Here is a 19,045-nt window from a genome sequence, read left to right as displayed (position 1 = left end):
ACCTCCCCCGCGATGCGGGTGAGGAGGGAGCGCTACCATCCTCCCCCGTGCAACGGGGGAGGTGGCCCGGAGGGCCGGAGGGGGCGTTTAGCGCGTGACCCTTCTCCCATCCACCGCCCACCGTTCCAGCCGTTCGCCGTCCCAGACGTGCAGGGCGTCGTAGAGGTTGATGGTCGGGTCGCAGTGGCCCGGCTGCAGCCAGACGAGCTCGCCGACCTGGGGCGCGTCGGCTGGTGTTTCTCGAGCAGGATCGGCGTCGGCGGCGGCCACGGCCTTGTCGAAGCCCAGCGGATCGCGGCCGGCGGCCTTCAGCACATCGAGCGTGGCGGGATGGGCGATCATGCCGTGCTCGTCGCCCATCGGCCGCCACAGCGACCCCGGCGACGCGCCGGCGACCACCCGAGCCGGCGGGCCGTCCATCGACATGGCCTTGAAGCCGGCGTCGACGACGACGTGGCTCTTGTGGCGGGCCGAGACCACGGTCGCGGCCACGAACAGGGCCGGCTCGAACGGCCAGTCGCCGCCGCCCGGCGCGCCGCAGGCGTCATACTCGACGTCCATCACCGCGTAGGAGCCGGCCTGCAGCTCGGTGAACACCCCCGAGGCCAGGTCGAAGGCGTGGGTGCCGGTGCCGCCGCCGGTGACGACGGGCGGGGCCAGGCCGGCGGCGGTAAGCTCGGCGACCAGGGCCTTCAGCGTGGCGAAGGCGGCCTCGTCGGCGCTCTGGCGCAGCGCGCCGTCGTTCAGATGTTGCAGGTGGCCGAGATAGGCTTGGATCCCGGCGAAGCGCAGGCCCGGCGAGGCGTCGGCGGCGCGGGCCAGCTTCAGCGCCTCATGCGGATAGACGCCGGCGCGGTGGGTGCCGAGGTCCAGATCGACCACCAGGTCCAGCACGACCCCCGCCGCCACGGCCGCGTCCGACAGCCGGTCGATCTGGCCCTCGTCATCGGCGACCGCGCCGACCTTGGCGCCGGTCCGGGCCAGCACCGCGAGACGGGCCGTGCCCCACGGCGGGGCGGGGGCGGTGACCAGCACGTCCTGGATCCCGCCGGCCACATAGGCCTCGGCCTCGCCCACCGTCTGGCAGCACAGGCCGACCGCGCCGCGCGCGATGATCAACCGGCCGAGCGTGGAGCACTTGTGGGTCTTGCCGTGGGCGCGGAGGCGCACGCCGGCGGCGTCGCACAGAGCCTGCATGTGGTCGATGTTGCGCGTGAGTGCGGCGCGGTCGACGACGAGGAGGGGTGTCTGGGGGAGGGCGGTGGCGGGCGGCAGGTTCATCGGATATCCCCCTCGAAAATCACCGTGTCATCCCGGCCGCAGCGAAGCGGAGAGCCGGGACCCAGGACAACCGCACTGCGCTTGGCCCCTGGGTCCCGGACAAGCGCTGCGCGCTTTCCGGGATGACACCGATTGTGTGACCTAGATTTGGCCGCTCAAAACCCGCGCGAACAACCCCGGATCCACGTTGCCGCCCGACAGCACGATCGCCGCCGTCTTGCCCTTCAAGTCGATCTTCCCCGTCAAGGCCGCCGTCAGGGCCACGCAGCCGCCGGGCTCGACCACCAGCTTCAGCACCGAGAACGCGTAGCGCATCGCCTCGGCCACCTCGGCGTCGGTCACCGCCACGATCCCCGACAGGTTCCGCTGGTTGATCGGCCACGTCAGCTCGCCGGGGATCGGGGTCAGCAGGGCGTCGCAGATCGAGCGGGCGTCCTGGTCGATCGTCTCGCGCTGACCGCTCTCCAGCGAGCGGCGGGTCTCGTCGAAGCCGGCCGGTTCGGCGCCCCAGACTTCCGTGGATGGAGAAAGGCCCTTCACGGCCGTCGAGGTCCCGGCGATCAGGCCGCCGCCGCCGACCGGCGACAGCACGCGGTCCAGCTCAACGCCCTTGGCGCGCGCCTGCTCGACGATCTCGATGCCCAGCGTGCCTTGGCCGGCGATGATGTGGGGATCGTCATACGAGGGTACGACCACGCAGCCGCGCTCGGCGGCGATCTGGTCGGCGATGGCGACGCGGTCCTCGGTGAAGCGGTCGTAGAAGCGGATCTCGGCCCCGAAGCCCTTGGTCCCCTCGACCTTCACGGCCGGCGAGTCCGACGGCATGACGATCAGGGCCGGCACGCCCAGCAGCTTGGCGGCCAGGGCCACACCCTGGGCGTGGTTGCCGGACGAAAAGGCCACGACGCCGCGGGTCCTTTCTGCGTCGCTCAGCTGGCTGAGCCGGTTATAGGCGCCGCGGAACTTGAAGGCCCCGGCCCGCTGCAGGGTCTCGGGCTTCAGGAACACCCGTCCGCCCAGCCGTTCGTTCAGCGCCGGGCTCTCGATCAGCGGCGTCTCGACGGCCAGGCCCTTCAGGCGTCCGGCGGCGGCTTGGATGTCGGCGAGGGCGATGGTCATGGCGGAGATTTAGGGGGTAAGGCAGCGCTTTTGAAGGCCGAAGGGACGCCCCCTCCGTCACGTCGACTCCAAGTGGCCTTGGCGTCGCCGCGCCACCTCCCCCGTTTCACGGGTGAGGAGGTTTCATCCTCCCCTGCGCAGCGGGGGAGGTGGATCGATGCATCGCATCGAGACGGAGGGGGCGCTCTTCCCCACCGAAACCCTTTCCGACCTTCGCTGTTCGAGCCATATAGAACGCGGGCTCATGCTGTTCAGGACGACTCGATGAAGACCGCCATGTCCGCCGTCGCGGCCGCGACCCTGCTGGGGAGCGCCGCGCTGGGGTTCGCCGCGCCCGCCTTGGCCGGAGAGGCCTTTGTCGGGGTCTACAAGCACGACGTGACCTTCATCGGCGACGCGGTCGGCCTGGGCGCCGCCGGGCGCGAGGAGGGGGCCGACATCCATCTCGGCTATCGCACCGACCGCATCGAGAGCCTGCGCTGGCTGGGCAAGCCGCAGGTCCACACGATGGTGTCGATCAACACCAAGAACACTTCGAACTTCGTGGCCGCCGGTTTCGACTGGAGGATCGAGCTGGGCCAGCCGGGCGGCTTCTATTTCCGTCCCGGGATCGGCCTGGCCTATACCGACGGCAAGGCCGGCCTGCCGCCCGCCAACGCCCCGGGCCTGACCCAGGCCGAGCGCGACCGCCGTACCTATCTCTACTATCATCGCATCGATTTCGGCTCGAAGGTGCTGTTCGAACCGGAGCTGGCGCTGGGCTATCAGATCAACGACCGCTGGGCGGCCGAGCTCAGCTACACCCACCTGTCGAACGGCCAGATCTTCCACCAGGGCAAGAACCAGGGGCTTGACGACGCGGGGGTCCGGCTGGTTTACGCCTTCTGACTTCGCGATGAGCCGATTTGACGGTTCTCGTGTCGCCGCCCACAATCGACTAAACGTCCGCAGCCGAGTCCTGTCGAAGGGCCGCGTGACGTCACCGGGCAGGTGACAAGGCATATCTCTACCATGGCCAATGTGACCGTCGTCGGCGCCCAGTGGGGCGATGAAGGCAAGGGCAAGATCGTCGACTGGCTCAGCAACCGAGCCGATGTCGTCGTGCGCTTCCAGGGCGGCCACAACGCCGGCCATACGCTGGTGGTGGACGGCAAGGTCTACAAGCTGGCCCTGCTGCCGTCGGGTGTCGTGCAAGGTAAGTTGTCGGTCATCGGCAACGGCGTCGTCGTCGACCCGTGGCACCTGCTGGGCGAGATCGACAAGATCGCCGACCAGGGCGTGGCCATCACGCCCGAGCTGCTGATCCTGGCCGACAACGCCTGCCTGATCCTGCCGCTGCACAAGGACCTGGACCAGGCCCGCGAGGCCGCCTCGACCCAGAAGATCGGCACCACCGGCCGCGGCATCGGCCCCGCCTATGAAGACAAGGTCGGCCGCCGCGCTATCCGCGTCGCCGACCTGGCCGATCCGGAAGCCCTGAAGCCGAAGATCGAGCGGTTGCTCAGCCACCACGGCGCCCTGCGTCGCGGCCTGAACCTGCCGGAAGCGAACGCCCAGGAACTGTTCGACGCCCTGATGGAATTGGCCCCGCGCATCCTGCCCTACGCCCAGCCGGCGTGGCGGGTGCTGGACCAGGCCCACAAGGCCGGCCGCAGGATCCTGTTCGAGGGCGCGCAAGGCGCTCTGCTCGACGTCGACCACGGCACCTATCCGTTCGTGACCTCGTCCAACACCGTGGCGGGCCAGGCCTCGGCCGGCTCGGGCATGGGGCCCTCGGCGACCGGCTTCGTGCTGGGCATCGTCAAGGCCTACACCACCCGCGTTGGCGAGGGCCCGTTCCCGGCCGAGCTGTTCGACGAGGTCGGCCAGCATCTGTCGACGGTCGGCCGCGAGGTCGGGGTCAATACCGGCCGCGCCCGCCGCTGCGGCTGGTTCGACTCGGTGCTGGTGCGCCAGTCGGTGGCCATCAACGGCATCCACGGCGTGGCCCTGACCAAGCTGGACGTGCTGGACGGCCTGAAGACCCTGAAGATCTGCGTCGGCTACAAGATCGGCGACAAGGTCGTCGACTATTTGCCGGCCGGCTTGCGCGACCAGGCCGCCGCCACGCCGGTCTACGAGGAGATCGAAGGCTGGACGCAAAGCACCGCCGGCGCCCGCTCGTTCAAGGACCTCAACGCCAACGCCATCAAGTATGTGCGCCGGGTCGAGGAGCTGATCGGCGCTCCGGTGGCCCTGCTGTCCACCAGCCCCGAGCGCGACGACACCATTCTCATGCGCGACCCCTTTCAGGGGTAGCGAGGGTCTGATGCGCGACCCCTTTCAGGGGTAGCGGGCCTGACGCGCGACCCCTTCCAGGGGTAAGCGCTGCAATAAGTGCGACGGACCGTCGCACGGTAAACGCTTGGTGAACTATGTCAGGCCTAGCCTCCCGCGACTTTCGTGTTGCGGGAGGAGCGCTTTTGGCACTCCGGGACTTCCTCGAAGACGGGCTGGAAGGCGCGACACTCATCATGAGCCGTCGCAGCCGGGTGGGACGCATTCTCGTCACCTTGCTGGTGGGCGGGCTGGTGGCTTTCCATTTTGGAGCCCGGCCGGCGCTGGCGTGGGGCGGGGTGAATCTCGTCCTGGAAGGGTGGCTCGTCTATCTGCAGATGACCTTCAAGCCGCGGGCCGAGGGGCGGACCAATCCGTTCGTTCGCCTGGGGCCGCCGGCGGCCTTCGCCCTCGCCTGGTCGGTGATGGCGGGCCTTTCAGCCGTGCACGGCCCGATGGCGATGAAGTTCGCGGCCCTGATCATCCTGTTCGGCCTGATCGTCGAAGGCTTGAAATACGCCACCGTCAGCCGGTCGGCGATGCTGTCGATCCTGCCCGGGCCGTTCTTGGCCCTGATCCTGGTGCCGATGCTGGGGCCGAAGTTTACCATCCTGGACAAGGCCGTGGCCCTGATCGTGCTGGCCGGCCTGGCTGGCTACGCCATCGACGCCGTGCGCCTGATGCGCGGCGCGGCCAGGGCGCTTGAGCGGGCCCAGGCCGAGGCCCTGGAGGCCAGCCGCGCCAAGTCGGCCTTTCTGGCGATGATGAGCCACGAGCTGCGCACGCCGATGAACGGGGTGCTGGGCCTGGCCCACGCCCTGCGCGGCACGGCGCTGGACCCGCGCCAGGCCGAGTATCTCGAGATGATCGAGCAGTCGAGCCACGGCCTGATGACCATCCTCAACGACATCCTGGATCTGTCCAAGATCGAGGCCGGCAAGCTGGAGCTGGAGGTCGCGCCGTTCGACATCCGCAAGCTGGCCGCCCAGATCCGCCTGGTGTGGAGCGAGACGGCGCGGCTGAAGGGCCTGGAGCTGGTGCTCGACATCGATCCGGACACCCCCGCCTGGCTGTCCGGCGACGCGGCGCGGGTGCGGCAGATCCTGATGAACCTGGTCTCCAACGCCCTGAAATTCACCGAAGCCGGCCGGGTCACCGTACGGATCGCCCCGGCCGCGGGCGACGCCGGGATCGTCGTGGCCGTCTCCGATACCGGAATCGGCCTGAGCGACGAACAGCGCGCCCGGCTGTTCACCCCCTTCGCCCAGGGCGACCGCACCATCGCGCGCCGGTTCGGCGGCACGGGCCTGGGCCTGGCGATCTGCCGGCAGCTGGTCGAGATGATGGACGGCGAGATCGGCGTCGAGAGCGTCGCGGGCCAAGGCTCGACCTTCGCCGCCCATCTTCCCCTGCCGGCCGCGCGGGCGCTCAGCGACTTCACGGGGCCGGTCGCCGCGCTGGACCTGGCGGGCGCGCGGGTCCTGGTCGTCGACGACAACGTGGTCAACCAGACGGTGGCGCGCGCCATCCTCGAGGCCGTCGGCGTCTCGGTGGCCACGGTCGGCGACGGCTACGCGGCCTTGGCCCGGCTGCGGGTCGAGGACTTCGACGTCGTGCTGATGGACGTCCACATGCCGCAGATGGACGGGGTCGAGGCGGTGCGCCGGATCCGCGCGGGCGAGGGCGGCCGGGTCGACCTGCCGGTCGTGGCCCTGACCGCCGACGCCATGATCGGCGACGCCGAACGCTTGCTGGCCCAAGGCTTCGACGACGCCCACCCCAAGCCGATCCAGCCGGCGGGCCTGTTGGCCACGGTGGCGGGGCTGCGAACGCCGCCACCGATGATCGAACGGCTGAGAGCGGTGGGAATGTAGCGGCCTTTGAAGCTCTCCTCCCCCTCTGGGGGAGGGGGACCGGCGAACGCCGGTGGAGGGGCCCTGTGAGATTGCCAACGCAGTACCGCTTCGCGACTCCCTCCGTCTCGGCGCGTATTCGCACCGATCCACCTCCCCCTAATGGGGAGGAGAGCTGAAAAGGCTCCTCCCCACTTCCGGCCGCGCGCGTTCGAGCGGACGCGGCCCGCTCAGCGTTTGTTAGCAGGCGGTGGCGTATGACGGTGGGTCTCAAGTCCGGGGGTTTCGTGTCCGCAGTCGCGCGTCGTCGCAAGCTCAGGCCTATCAACAAGGCCGACCGCGTGATGCGCAGCCTGCGCGCCCTGGAGCGCACGGCCTCGACCAGCCGCGTGCTGAACCTGATCGCCATCGAGGCCGAGAGCGCCCACCGGCCCGAATACGCCGAGGCCCCGCTGTTCAGGAACAAGATCCTGAACACCGCCCTGATCATCAAGCACCGCCTGCGCAACGACGACATCTACCTGTTCGACGAGGCGCGGCCGACCGCGACCAAGATCGTCATTCCGTTCGACCGCCAGGACCTCGGCCTGGGCGGCCAGTCGGTGTTCGTGGGCCAGCGCGGCTGGACCGACGTGCTGGTCGAGGCCTGCAACGCCTCGGGCGACATGCACCGCGACCTGTCGGTTCTGCGGATGATCGACACCCTGCCGTCGCTGGACCCGTTTCTGCTGCGCGAGCACCTGCGCCGCCACGACCTGTCCGTGGCCAGCTGCTATTTCGCCCTGTCGCCAGCGGACTACGAGGCCATGCAGGGCTTCGTGACCATGGAGATCACCAAGCTGATCGAGCTGGCCTATCGCGACATCGGCGGTATCGGCCGGGCCCACGCCGCGCGGCTGGTCGAGGCCCTGCTGGCCACCGACGTCGACGAGCGCCTGGAGCCCCTGCGCGAGACCCTGGTCATGGAGGGTGGCAGCTTCAAGGAGGGCGTCTTCAGCTGGAAGGGCTTCCTCTACTACAAATGGGTGCTGACCACTCTGTGGCCCAAGCTGACCGACATCGCCGCGGAGATCGGCCGCATCGCCGTCACCGGCCAGCGCGACGCCGAGACCGGCCGCTATCTGGAGGAGGCCCGCCGCCGCCTGCAGGGCGGGGTGATGGTCGAGCGCACCGCGATCCTGCGCACCTTACGGATCTATGACGACGCCTTCGACAACCTGGTCGACAACGCCCGGCCCCAGGCGTTCCGCGACTTCCTGCTGCGCGCGCCCGAGCTGTTCCTGAGCCTGGGCGAGCGGGTTGGGGTGATCTCGCACATCTCCAGCTTCTGGCGCTATCGCTTCCCCGAGGGCGAGGCCCTGACGGCCCATATCGACGAGGCGGTTGATATCTTCATGGACTTTGAAGCAGGGCTGTCGGCGCCGTTGATCGGCTAGGGGCGATCAGACGGCACTCCGAAAACCCAACCCCCCGTGTCATCCCGGAAAGCCCGCAGGGCTTGTCCGGGACCCAGGGGCCGGCGCAGGTGCGGTTGCCCCTGGGTCCCGGCTCTCCGCTGCGCTACGGCCGGGATGACACATGAAAGGGCGGTTCAAATTGCGTCTGGACACTAGGCTCTCCTAGCAATCGCGCCCTGACAAACTGACGCGGTTAACGCTCGAAGATTATCAAGCGGATTTTTACATTCTAAGGTTAGTCATCGAGGTCTAGTTTCGAGGAGCTTCGCTTCCGTGTTCGACGGGAACGCCCGCACAATCCAGCGTATCGCCGCCAAGATGCAGCGAGTCATGGTCGTGGACCCCAACCCCGCGACCGCCCGACTGCTGGCTGAACACATGCGCCCGCTGGGCGGCGTGCAGATCTTCGCCGCGCCGTCGGCGGAGAAGGGCTACGCCATGGCCCGGGCCACCGATCCGCAGCTGATCTTCGTCGAGCACGCCCAGAACGGCGTCGACGGCCTGGCCTTCACCCGCAAGATCCGCCGCAGCGACCTGGTCTGCCGCGAGGCGCCGATCATCATGTGCACCGCCGAGGCCACGGCCGAGGCGATCTTCGGCGCCCGCGACGCCGGGGTGCACGAGTTCATGCGCAAACCCTTCACGATCAAGGACCTGGAGCGCCGTCTCGAGGCCGTGACCCTGAAGCCGCGCGACTGGATCGAGGCGGTAGCCTATGTCGGCCCCGACCGCCGCCGCTTCAACTCGGCCGACTACAAGGGGCCGCGCAAGCGCAAGGCCGACGCGGCCGGCACGCCCGCCGCGCGCCTCTCGCAGGCCCTGCGCATCGTCAAGTCGGCCGCCCAGGCGCTGGACATCGATCCGGCCCAGGCCCGCCGCGCGCTCTTGGCGCAGGCCGTGGAGCTGAAGAAGGTCGGCGAGGCCGTCAAGGATCCCCGCCTGCTGGAAGCCGCAGCGGCGCTGGAGACCTGCATGGGCGCGGACATGGCCGGCTCGGCCGGCCGCGCCGAACTGGTCAAGCGCATCGACGCCCTGATGGGCTTCATGACCGAGGACACCGGCCGGGCGGCGTAGGGACAAGATCCTCCCCCGCCCGCGGGGGAGCATCTACAAAAAGGCGGCGTCCTCGCGGGCGCCGCCTTTGTCTTGTCTGGTCGCGAAACCCTAGAACGCCATGCGGGCGATCAGCTGGAACACCGGGCCGGCCTTTTCACGTTCCAGCTCGTACTCGTCGAACGAACGGCCGCGCTGGTCGGCCAGGGTGGTGAACTTGTTGAAGGTCTCCTTCTTGTCGGAGTCCAGCAGGTTGGAGCCGGTCAGGCGCACGGTGGTGGTCTTGCCGAGGCGCTTTTCGATGAAGGCTTCCAGGTCGCCGCCGTAGGTGGTGGTGACCTCTTCGCCGACGACGCGGCTATAGGCCTCGCCTTGCTTGCGATAGCTGACGCCGAACGAGGCGGCCCAGCTGGGCAGGTCCTGGATGAAGCCGACGTTGAACACCGACTCCGCCTGGCTGTTGAAGCGGCGCTTGCCGAACTCGTCGCCGACCTCGCTGTCCAGGTACGAGTAGTTCAGGAACACGCCGGTGTTTTCCATGCCGATGAACGACAGCGGCGTGGAGAGGTCGAACTCGACGCCGTAGACCTTGCCGTCGCCGGTGTTGCGGGCCGAGTACAGCCAGGTCAGGTCGCCGGGCGCGCTGGCCGAGCCGGGCGTCCCGGTGTTGTAGATCTCGATCAGGTCCTTGATGTCGCGATAGAAGACGTTGACCCCGAACACGCCGTCGCGGCCCATGCGGCGCTCATAACCGACGTCCAGGCCCCAGGCCTTTTCCGGATTCAGGCGCGGGTCGCCGCGGAAGTCGTTGTCGCCCAGCTCTTCTTCCAGCGTGACGGGCGACAGGAACTGGAAGCTGGGGCGGCGCACCGTGCGGGCCACCGAGGCGTAGACCTGGTCGACGGTGGTCAGGTTGTAACGCACCGAGGCCGACGGCAGCAGGACCTGGTAGTCCTTGTCGGTCTGTTCGTTGATCACGAAGTCCTGGACCGTGACGTCGGTGGTCTCGTAGCGCAGGCCCGCTTCCCACTTCAGGCCGTTCGAGCGGCCCGACAGCATCACGTACGGGTCGAGGCGGGTCTGCTCCAGGCGCGCCTTGCTGGTGATGGCGAACGGCTTGTAGGCGGGCGGGGTCGCGGCCGGCAGGTTGTAGCGGTTGCGCGGAACCTCGGTGACACGAGCGTCGCGGCGCTTGGCCTCGTACTGGACGCCGAATTCCAGGTCGGTCCCGGCGGTCAGCTCGCGCTTGTGCTCCAGCTTGGCGCTGGCCTCGTCGTCGCTGGTGCGGCTCTTGGCCCGGTCGCCGGTGAAGCGGTCGCCGTCGGGGAACGGCGTGGTGTCGCGCAGATATTCGGTCTCGTACTCGAACTCGTACTCGTCGGCCTGGAACGCCGCGTAGCCCAGCTTCACGGTGGTCATGCCGCCGGCCATCGGGAACTTGTACTTGCCGTTCAGCGAGTAGCTGTCCTGCTGGATGTCGACGTCGTTGTCGTTGATCGTCGACAGGTTGGCGTTGCTGACGACGCCCTTGTTGTACTCGATCGAGTCTTCGTTCTGGAAGCGGTCGGTGTGGACGTAGAAGCCGTTCACCGACAACTGGCCGTCGCCGACCGGCACGTCGTAGGCGACGTTGAACGAGCTGTCGGTGCCGTTGCGGACGTCGGTCTGGAACTCGTTGTTGTTCAGGGCCGCGCCGGGCGCGTCGTAGCGCAAGCTGAGCTTTTCCTTCGGGTTGCGGCGGCCTTGGACATTGGCGCCGACCAGCAGACGGCCGGGGCCGACCTGGCCGCCCCAGACGCCGCCGATGACTTCGCGCACGCGCTTGTCGTCGAAGCGCAGGGCGCCGACGCGGACATAGCCGCCGTCCAGGGCCAGGGCGTCGCGCAGCACGATGTTCAGGGCCCCGGCCACGGCGTCGCCGCTGCGGTTGGCCGAGGCGCCGCGCGAGATCTCGATGTGGTCGATCAGCTCGGCCGGGATGCGGTCGACGAAGAAGGCCTGGTCGGCGCCGTTACCGAACGCGCCCGAGCTGGAGCCCGAGCCGGGGACCTTCTCGCCGTTGATCAGGATCTGGGTGTAGGCCGGGTCGAGGCCGCGCAGGCGCACGCCGTCCGATTCCAGCACGTCCGACAGGAACGAGACGCTGGGCACGCGCTTCAGGGCGTCGCCGACGGTCAGCGGCTCGAAGCGCTGGAAGTAATCGAGGCCGTAGTCGAGGACCGGCGCGGTCGAGTCGGTGCGGTTGCGATAGGCGATCTTGGCCTGGACCACGACCGCCGAGGCCAGGGTCGGTTCGTCAGCGGTCGCGATCGGCGCCTCATCAGGCGCGGCGGCGACGGCCGAAGCCAGGGCCAGCGGCGCGAGCGCCGCCAGCGCGAAGAGCATGGTCTTCTTCATCGATATCCCCTTGTTGTGCTCCGCGCGCGATTTGAGCAGGCGCGGTTGGACAGCCCGGGGTCGGCTTAGTTTCGTGTCGCGATGTTTCGCTGACAGTTTTGTTTCAAAATATTGAAGGGACCGCGTGACGCCCCCTCCGTCTCGCCGCGTATCCGCGGCGATCCACCTCCCCCGTTGCACGAGGGAGGATGGGAGGTTTCCTCCTCACCCGCGAAGCGGGGGAGGTGGCGCGATGCGGATACGCATCGTGACGGAGGGGGCGTTTTTGGAGCCTATCCCCTACCGTTGACCGGCGGGTCTGGACAGCCAGTGCCGCAGCGCGCCGTTGACCGGGCCGGGCGCTTCCATCGGCGTCATGTGGCCGGCGTTGGGGATCACCACCAGGTGCGAGCAGCCGATCGCCCAGGCCATCTCGCGATGGCCGGCGGCGGGGGTGATCTGGTCGTTCTCACCGCAGATGATGACCAGCGGCACACGCAGGGCCTTCAGCGCGGCCTCGCCGTCCTCGCGCTCCAGGCTGTTCTGGCGCAGGAACACCTCGCGGCCCAGGCGCTGGGTCATGTCGACGATGCGGCCGGTCAGGCCCGCGTCGTCCAGGCGCGAGGCGTCGACATAGGATTTCATGATCGCCTGGCCGATGCCTAAGAACGTCCCGCCCTTGGCGGCGGCCTTGTTCAGCGCCTTGCGCTGGGCGGCGCGCTCGGGCGTGTCGACGCGGATCGAGGTGTCCAGCAGGGCCAGGCGCTCGATCCGCTCCGGCGCGATTCGGGCGATCTCCTGGGCCACGTAGCCGCCCATCGAGAACCCGGCCAGGGCGAAGCTCGGCTCGGCCTTGGCCAATACGCTTTGCGCCATCTCGTGGAGGGTCGCATAGGGCGCGAGATCGGGAACCCACGGACGGGAGACGTCGGCGAGGCCGGTGATCTGGTCGCGCCACAGCTCGGCGTCGTTCAGCAGGCCAGGCAGCAGGATCAGCTGGGGGAGGGGAGCGGTCATCGTCGCTTTCTAACCCCTTCTCCCCTTGCGGGAGAAGGTGGCAGCCCCCGGGTCGCGCGAAGCGCGCGCCCGAGGATAAACTCCGCTGACGGATGAGGGGTTGCGCCGATCTATCGGACAGGGCTTTCGACCCCTCACCCGACCCTTCGGGCCCCCCTCTCCCGCAAGGGGAAAGGGGAAACGAAAAAGGAGCGCTCGAAAGCGCCCCTTCGTCTCGATCCTGTAAGCGAAGCCTACGCCTCGACCATGTTCTTGGCGATCGCCGCCTCGCGCATGTTCTTCTGCAGCTTCTCGAACGCCCGGACCTCGATCTGGCGCACCCGTTCGCGGCTGACGCCGTACTGCGAGGCCAGTTCTTCCAGGGTGGTCGGGTCGTCCTTCAGGCGGCGCTCGGTCAGGATATGACGCTCGCGGTCGGTCAGCTCGACCATCGCTTCTTCCAGAAGCGACATCCGCAGCGACTTTTCCTCGTTCTCGGCGACCATGGTCTCTTGCGACACCTGCTCGTCGTCGGCCAGCCAGTCCTGCCACTCGCTCTCGCTGTCCGAACGCAGCGGCGCGTTCAGCGAGGCGTCGGGGCCCGACAGGCGGCGGTTCATCGAGATGACCTCGCTGTCCAGCACGCCCAGCTTGGTGGCGATGGCGCTAACCTGTTCGGGGCGCAGATCGCCGTCCTGGAAGGCCTCGATCTGGCTCTTGGCCTTGCGCAGGTTGAAGAACAGCTTCTTCTGCGCAGCGGTCGTGCCCATCTTCACCAGCGACCACGAGCGCAGGATATATTCCTGGATCGAGGCGCGGATCCACCACATGGCGTAGGTGGCCAGGCGGAAGCCCTTGTCGGGCTCGAACTTCTTGACGGCCTGCATCAGGCCGACATTGCCTTCCGAGATCACCTCGCCGATCGGCAGGCCATACCCGCGATAGCCCATGGCGATCTTGGCCACGAGGCGCAGGTGCGACGTCACCATCTTGTGGGCGGCTTCGCTGTCCTGATGCTCTTTCCACCGCTGGGCGAGCATGAACTCCTCGTCCTTGGGCAGCATCGGGAACTTGCGGATCTCGGTGAGATAACGCGACAAGCCGCCGTCCGGCGACATCACCGATAGAGAATTCACGGCCATATTACTCATATCCCCTTGCGTGCGGATCCGCTCGCCGTTCGCGCGCGATCATCCCCCACACGGAGGACTAGATAGTTCGCGGAGCGGCTGTTGGAAGGGTGGTAACGCATTTGTAATGTCCGAGTTCACGGCTTGGGTATTGCATAAATGCGGCGTCACTTTGCTCCGGCGCGCGGCTGGGCCAATCTGCCCCTCCAAAGAGGGGAGTCGCTGATGATCCGTTTCGTGCTTCGCGTCCTGATCGCCGCCGCCGGCCTGTGGCTGGCCGCGCGCATCGTGCCTGGCGTCACCGCCGACGGCTGGACCACCCTGATCATCGCCGGCTTCCTGCTGGGGATCGTCAACGCCATCGTCCGGCCGGTGGTGACCATCCTGACCTTCCCGCTGACCATCATCACCCTGGGCCTGTTCCTGCTGGTGGTGAACGCGGCGATGATCGGCCTGGTGGCCTGGTTCCTCGACGGCCTGGCGGTCAGCGGCCTGTGGGCCGGGGTGATGGCGGCGATCGTGACCGGCGTCGTCAGCTGGATCGGCCAACTGCTGCTGGGTGACGCGAAGAGGGCCGAGCGGGAGTAACCTTTCTCCGACCTCCCCGGCGAAGGCCGGGGTCCAGATCTCATGGCGCTTGAGCTGATTGGAAGGGCGCGGCGCTCATAGAGCCTGCTTCAGCGCTCTTCCAGCTGGATCCCGGCTTTCGCCGGGAAGGTCGGGCGTTGGATGTGACGCCACGACTGCGAAGAAAGGCATTCGCCAACGAAGAACACGGTAAACGCCCCCGCAAACACTGTGACACCGCCGTGAAGTTTTCGCGAAATGAACCGTCGCAAGCGGGGCCATTAGCGGGTCGTTAGGCGCGAAATGGTCCCTGCCTCCCGCGAGTGGAGGCGTTATTATGTTCACCCTGCGGGACACTGTTTCTTCCCTGACCCCGGCGCGTCAGGACGATCTTGGCAAGGCGCTCTACGAGCGCTTCCGCGAGGAGCCCGACACCCTGATCATCCCGGTGCTGGACGGCGAGGACCGTCCGATCGGCATCGTCGAGCGCAACGCCTTCTTTCTGCGGATGGCGGCCGAGTATGGCCGAGCCCTCTACGCCAACCGCCCGATCTCGACCCTGATGGACCGCGAGCCGCTGGTCGTCGACGCCGACGCCGAGCTGGCCGAGTTCACCACCGACAGCCTGTCGTACCGCGCCTCGGACCTGCTGCGCGGCTTCATCGTCACCGAGAACGAGCGCTATCTGGGCGTTGGCACGGTGCTGGGCCTGCTGCAGGCGACGAACGAGACCAACCGCCGGGGCGTGGCCCAGATCGCCCGCCTGGCCCACTACGACCCGCTGACCGACCTGCCCAACCGGGTGCTGTTCCAGAAGCACCTGGTCGAGGCCCTGGCCCGCCGGGCGCGCAAGGGCGACCAGCTGGCCGTCCACTTCATCGACCTGGACCGCTTCAAGACCGTCAACGACACCCTGGGCCACCCGCTGGGCGACGCCCTGCTGCGCGAGGCCGCCGAGCGGCTGCGGGCCTGTGTGCGCGAAGGCGACACCGTGGCCCGCCTGGGCGGAGACGAGTTCGCGGTGGTCCAGACCGGCCTTTCGGACATGTCCGGCGCCACGCGCCTGGCAGGCCGGGTCGTCGAGGCCATGGCCGCGCCGTTCGACCTGCAAGGCCACCAGGTTGTGATCGGCGCCAGCGTCGGCGTCGCCGCCGCGCCCTCGGACGGCGAGGACGCCGACGAACTGCTCAAGAAGGCCGACATGGCCCTCTACCGCGCCAAGGGCGACGGGCGAGGGGCCTTCCACTTCTTCGAACGGGCCATGGACGAGCAACTTCAGGCCCGCCGCGCCCTGGAGCTCGATTTGCGTCGCGCCCTGCAAGCCGGCGAGTTCGAGCTGTTCTACCAGCCGCTCTACAATCTGGGCGACGAGCGGGTGACGGGCTGCGAGGCCCTGCTGCGCTGGCGCCATCCGGATCGGGGCATGGTCTCGCCGGCCGACTTCATTCCCCTGGCCGAGGAAATCGGCCTGATCGTGCCGCTGGGCGAGTGGGTGCTGCGCGCCGCCTGCGCCGAGGCGGCCAAGTGGCCCGACTACGTGCGGCTGGCCGTCAACCTGTCGCCGGCCCAGTTCCGCGACCGGGGCCTGGTGCGCACCGTGGTCTCGGCCCTGGCGATGTCGGGCCTGCCGGCCCAACGGCTGGAGCTGGAGATCACCGAGTCGGTCCTGCTGCAGGACAGCGCGGCCAACATGACCATGCTGCACGATCTGAAGGCCCTGGGCGTGCGGATCTCGATGGACGACTTCGGCACCGGCTACAGCTCGCTGAGCTATCTGCGCAGCTTCCCGTTCGACAAGATCAAGATCGACCAGACCTTCGTCCGCGACATCCTCGACGACAGCGACGCCATGGCCATCATCAAGGCCGTGCTGGACCTCGGCGCCAGCATGGGCATCGTCACCACGGCCGAGGGCGTCGAGACCCTGGAGCAGCTCAACGCCCTGCGCGGCCAGGGCTGCGCCGAGATTCAGGGCTACTTCATCAGCCGCCCGGCCCCGGCCAGCGAGATCGCCCGGCTGCTGGGGATCACCGAGACCTCGGCGGCGGCCGAGGCGGCGCCCATAGTCACCTTCTCCCAGAAGGAGAAGGGGGGACCCGCGCCGCGGGCGTGGGCGGATGAGGGGTTACAACGGTTGGGGTCCTGACGCCCCCTCCGTCACGTCGCCTATCGGCGCCGCGCCACCTCCCCCGTTTCACGGGTGAGGAGGGGTGCGGTTTCCTCCTCCCTCGCGAAGCGGGGGAGGTGGCGCGCTGCGGATACGCAGCGTGACGGAGGGGGCGCTGCCGCCTAACCCACCCTCTTCAACGCCGCGCCCAGGTCCTCGACCATCTCCGGCGTCGTCGCCCATGAGCACATGAAGCGCACCGTGCCGTCCAGGAAGCGGTAGACGAACCAGCCCTCGCCGCGGAGGCGCTCCAGGGTCGGCTCGTCCATCTCGACGAAAATCCCGTTGGCCTCGACCGGATGCTTGATCGGGAAGGGCATCAGGTCCGCCAGCTTGCGGGCCATGGCGTTGGCGTGGGCCGCGCGGGCCGCCCAGGGTCCGGTCGAACCGTCCTCGCCCAGCAGGCCCAGCCACGGGGCGGCCAGGAAGCGGCCCTTGGAGATCAGCTGGCCGGCGTGCTTGAGCCGGGCGTCCAGGCGGCGGGCGTGGCCGGGGTTCAGGAACACCACGGCCTCGGTCGGGGTCGAGCCGACCTTGGTGCCGCCCATGACGAGGATGTCGACGCCCATCCTGGCCACGCTCTTCAGGTCGAAGCCGGCGGCCACCGCGTTGGCCAGGCGGGCGCCGTCCAGGTGGACGCCGCAGCCCTTGGCCTTCACCGGCCCGATCAGCGCCCGCAGGTCGTCTTCCGAATAGACCGTGCCGTATTCGGTGGCGGTGGTCAGCGACAGGGCGGCGGCGGGCTGGTTGTACGAGACCTCCGGCCGGGCCAGCGCCGCCTCGAGGTTCGGAAGGGCGATCTTGCCCGAGGCGCCGGCCAGGCCGATCAAGCCCACGCCCTGGCCGAAGAAGCCGGGGGCGCCGGTCTCGTCGGTGCAGATGTGGGCATGCTCGTGGGCCAGCACCGCCTCGTGCGGCTGGGCCAGCAGGGTCAGGGCAAAGGCGTTGGCGGCCGTGCCCGAGGCGGTGAACCGCACCTGGGCGTCGGCGTCCAGCAGGGCGCGGATGCGATCGGCGGCCGCCTTGCTGACGTGGTCGGTCCCATAGCCCGAGGCCGGGCCGGCGTTGGCGGCGACCAGGGCCTCCATCACCTCGGGCATGGCGCCCGCGACATTGTCCGAGGCGAAGTCGTAGCGGGCGGTTTTGGTCATCTAGCTCGGCGGCGGTTGGGGCGGATTTTGCGGGAAGGCCGGCAGGCCGGGATCGATCGGATGCCACGGCTGGGCCTCGCTGGTCCAGATGTGGATGCTCGGCGCCAGGGACGAGGGATCGTCCATGCTGCCCAGCTTCACCGGATAGAAGGGCCCGATGGCCGGCTCGGAGATCAGCGGCGTGCCGCAGTCGGCGCAGAACACGCGGTCGATGTTCAGGCCGCTGCCGCCGGGGCTGGCGTAGCGCTTGGGCTGGCCCTTGGTGAAGACCAGGCCGTCCTTGGGCGTCAGGGCCACATAGTTGGGACCGCCGCCCGTGCCGTACTGGCACTGCCGGCAATGGCAGACGCCGACGCCGATCAGCGGCGCGGTGATCTCATACCGGATGGCGCCGCACGCGCAGCCGCCCTCGATCTTGCTCATGGTTTCGCTCCCTGGGTTGGATCGCGCCATCCTGCACGAACGGCGCAGTGTGGGAAGTCAGGTGGCCACGACGAACCGCGCCCGCACCTTGGGCCACAGCATGTTCACCGCCAGGCCGGTCAGCACCAGGGCCGCGGCGATCAGCTTCCAGGCCGGCAGGCCCTCGCCCAGCAGCAGGGCCGAGGCGCCCATGCCGAACACCGGCACCAGCAGGGCCATTGGCGTCACCGTGGCGGCCGGGTGGCGGGCCAGCAGCCAGCCCCAGGCGGCGTAGCCGAACATGGTGTTGCCCACCGCCTGCCAGGCGACGGCGGCCCAGGTCAGGGCGTCGGCGCCGGTCACGCCCTTGACGATGGCCGGCCAGCCTTCCAGCCACAGCGACATCAAGAAGAGCGGCGGGATCGAGAACAGGCTCGCCCAGACCACATAGCCCAGCATGTTCACCGGCCCGGCCTGACGCGCGACGATATTGCCGCCCGACCAGCTGAGCGCGGCCACTAGGATCAGCAGCACGCCCAGCGGCGTGGCCGAGCCGCCGCCATGCGCGGCGATCAGCACGATGCCCGAGGCGGCCAGCAGCAGGGCGGCGATCTGGAAACCCTGGACCCGCTCCTTGCTGATCCACATGGCCATGCCGATGGTGAAGAACACCTGGGTCTGCACGACCAGCGAGGCCAGGCCCGGCGAGATGTGGCCCTTCATGGCCACGAACAGCAGGCCGAACTGCCCCGCCCCGATCAGCACGCCATAGGCCGCCAGATTGGCCCACGACACCGCCGGCTTCTTCACGAAGAACGCCATCGGGACCAGCACCAGGCAGAAGCGCAGGGTGGCGAACAGCAGCGGCGGCAAGTGGTCCAGGCCGATGCGAATGACCACGAAATTGGTGCCCCACACCGCCACCACGGCCAGGGCCAGCAGGAAGTGGCGCAAGGGCAGGGGGGCGTGGGTCATGGCCGTTCCAATCGCAAGCTGGACTGGGGTGGGACTTGGGCCTTCAGGGCGTGGGTCGCAATGGAAACATTGTCTCGGTGACAATGGGGGCGGCTGGCTTGGCGGCGACGCACCAGCCCACTTTTTAGGTGTCATCCCGGCCGCAGCGAAGCGGAGAGCCGGACCCAGGGCAACCACACTGCGCCGGCCCCTGGGTCCCGGA

General features: G+C 68.6%; 16 protein-coding genes and 2 pseudogenes. 7 read left to right on the top strand and 11 right to left on the bottom strand.

Annotated elements, in window-relative coordinates; translation table 11 throughout:
• Nucleotides 1-87 precede the first annotated feature (87 nt).
• The 3 genes and pseudogenes from AC1DSO_RS03265 to AC1DSO_RS03255 form a co-directional block, all read right to left on the bottom strand.
• Complete coding sequence (locus AC1DSO_RS03265; protein ID WP_477067473.1) at nt 88-1,281, bottom strand: alanine racemase; 1,194 nt, start codon at nt 1,279-1,281, stop codon at nt 88-90.
• 141 nt (nt 1,282-1,422) lie between these two features.
• The gene (locus tag AC1DSO_RS03260) at nt 1,423-2,400 is read right to left on the bottom strand and encodes a threonine ammonia-lyase (RefSeq protein WP_477067472.1); all 978 of its coding nucleotides are present in this window, start codon (nt 2,398-2,400) and stop codon (nt 1,423-1,425) included.
• Nucleotides 2,397-2,589 (bottom strand): annotated as a pseudogene (locus tag AC1DSO_RS03255) (hypothetical protein); the annotation flags it as partial. The gene AC1DSO_RS03260 and the pseudogene AC1DSO_RS03255, both read right to left, overlap by 4 nt.
• A gap of 75 nt (nt 2,590-2,664) precedes the next feature.
• On the opposite strand from AC1DSO_RS03255, the gene AC1DSO_RS03250 reads away from it, so the two are divergent.
• From AC1DSO_RS03250 to AC1DSO_RS03235, 4 genes are all read left to right on the top strand, one after another.
• Nucleotides 2,665-3,288 (top strand): acyloxyacyl hydrolase, encoded by a 624-nt coding sequence (locus tag AC1DSO_RS03250; RefSeq protein ID WP_477067471.1) that lies wholly within the window; start codon nt 2,665-2,667, stop codon nt 3,286-3,288.
• Between the two features lie 123 nt (nt 3,289-3,411).
• On the top strand, nt 3,412-4,698 hold the full coding sequence (locus tag AC1DSO_RS03245) for an adenylosuccinate synthase (protein ID WP_477067470.1): 1,287 nt from the start codon (nt 3,412-3,414) through the stop codon (nt 4,696-4,698).
• Nucleotides 4,699-4,913: 215 nt separating this feature from the next.
• Entirely contained in the window at nt 4,914-6,590 is a 1,677-nt protein-coding gene (locus AC1DSO_RS03240; protein ID WP_477067469.1) for an ATP-binding protein, read from the top strand.
• Between the two features lie 323 nt (nt 6,591-6,913).
• Nucleotides 6,914-8,005: a hypothetical protein gene (locus AC1DSO_RS03235; RefSeq protein WP_477067544.1), complete on the top strand. Its 1,092-nt coding sequence runs from the start codon at nt 6,914-6,916 to the stop codon at nt 8,003-8,005.
• On the opposite strand, the pseudogene AC1DSO_RS03230 reads toward AC1DSO_RS03235, so the two are convergent.
• Nucleotides 8,002-8,149, bottom strand: a pseudogene (locus AC1DSO_RS03230) (hypothetical protein). The gene AC1DSO_RS03235 and the pseudogene AC1DSO_RS03230 sit on opposite strands and share 4 nt — an antisense overlap.
• Nucleotides 8,150-8,344: 195 nt before the next feature.
• Between AC1DSO_RS03230 and AC1DSO_RS03225 the strand changes: the two are divergent.
• Complete coding sequence (locus AC1DSO_RS03225; protein ID WP_477067543.1) at nt 8,345-9,100, top strand: response regulator transcription factor; 756 nt, start codon at nt 8,345-8,347, stop codon at nt 9,098-9,100.
• Nucleotides 9,101-9,190: 90 nt separating this feature from the next.
• Here AC1DSO_RS03225 and AC1DSO_RS03220 read toward each other — a convergent pair whose 3' ends face one another.
• The 4 genes from AC1DSO_RS03220 to AC1DSO_RS03205 form a co-directional block, all read right to left on the bottom strand.
• Nucleotides 9,191-11,476, bottom strand: a complete 2,286-nt coding sequence (locus AC1DSO_RS03220; RefSeq protein WP_477067468.1) for a TonB-dependent receptor plug domain-containing protein — start codon at nt 11,474-11,476, stop codon at nt 9,191-9,193.
• A gap of 279 nt (nt 11,477-11,755) precedes the next feature.
• Entirely contained in the window at nt 11,756-12,472 is a 717-nt protein-coding gene (locus tag AC1DSO_RS03215; RefSeq protein ID WP_477067467.1) for an alpha/beta fold hydrolase, read from the bottom strand.
• A gap of 233 nt (nt 12,473-12,705) precedes the next feature.
• On the bottom strand, nt 12,706-13,602 hold the full coding sequence (rpoH, locus tag AC1DSO_RS03210) for an RNA polymerase sigma factor RpoH (protein ID WP_477067466.1): 897 nt from the start codon (nt 13,600-13,602) through the stop codon (nt 12,706-12,708).
• On the bottom strand, nt 13,599-13,703 hold the full coding sequence (locus tag AC1DSO_RS03205) for a hypothetical protein (RefSeq protein ID WP_156136830.1): 105 nt from the start codon (nt 13,701-13,703) through the stop codon (nt 13,599-13,601). Before AC1DSO_RS03205 ends, rpoH begins: the two co-directional genes overlap by 4 nt.
• A 103-nt stretch (nt 13,704-13,806) precedes the next feature.
• On the opposite strand from AC1DSO_RS03205, the gene AC1DSO_RS03200 reads away from it, so the two are divergent.
• Nucleotides 13,807-14,169, top strand: coding sequence for a phage holin family protein (locus tag AC1DSO_RS03200; RefSeq protein ID WP_477067465.1), 363 nt, complete (start codon nt 13,807-13,809; stop codon nt 14,167-14,169).
• 316 nt (nt 14,170-14,485) lie between these two features.
• On the top strand, nt 14,486-16,294 hold the full coding sequence (locus AC1DSO_RS03195) for a putative bifunctional diguanylate cyclase/phosphodiesterase (RefSeq protein WP_477067464.1): 1,809 nt from the start codon (nt 14,486-14,488) through the stop codon (nt 16,292-16,294).
• Between the two features lie 143 nt (nt 16,295-16,437).
• Here the strand turns inward: AC1DSO_RS03195 and AC1DSO_RS03190 are convergent, their stop codons facing one another.
• The 3 genes from AC1DSO_RS03190 to AC1DSO_RS03180 are packed head-to-tail and all read right to left on the bottom strand — an operon-like array spanning nt 16,438 to nt 18,843.
• Complete coding sequence (locus tag AC1DSO_RS03190) at nt 16,438-17,466, bottom strand: threonine aldolase family protein (protein ID WP_477067463.1); 1,029 nt, start codon at nt 17,464-17,466, stop codon at nt 16,438-16,440.
• Nucleotides 17,467-17,889, bottom strand: coding sequence for a GFA family protein (locus AC1DSO_RS03185; protein ID WP_477067462.1), 423 nt, complete (start codon nt 17,887-17,889; stop codon nt 17,467-17,469).
• 57 nt (nt 17,890-17,946) lie between these two features.
• Nucleotides 17,947-18,843 (bottom strand): EamA family transporter, encoded by an 897-nt coding sequence (locus AC1DSO_RS03180; RefSeq protein ID WP_477067461.1) that lies wholly within the window; start codon nt 18,841-18,843, stop codon nt 17,947-17,949.
• Nucleotides 18,844-19,045 lie beyond the last annotated feature (202 nt).

Source organism: Caulobacter sp. P4_E5 (assembly GCF_056401555.1).
Note: the sequence above shows the minus strand (reverse complement) of the source record. Positions and strands in the feature narration are given on the sequence as shown.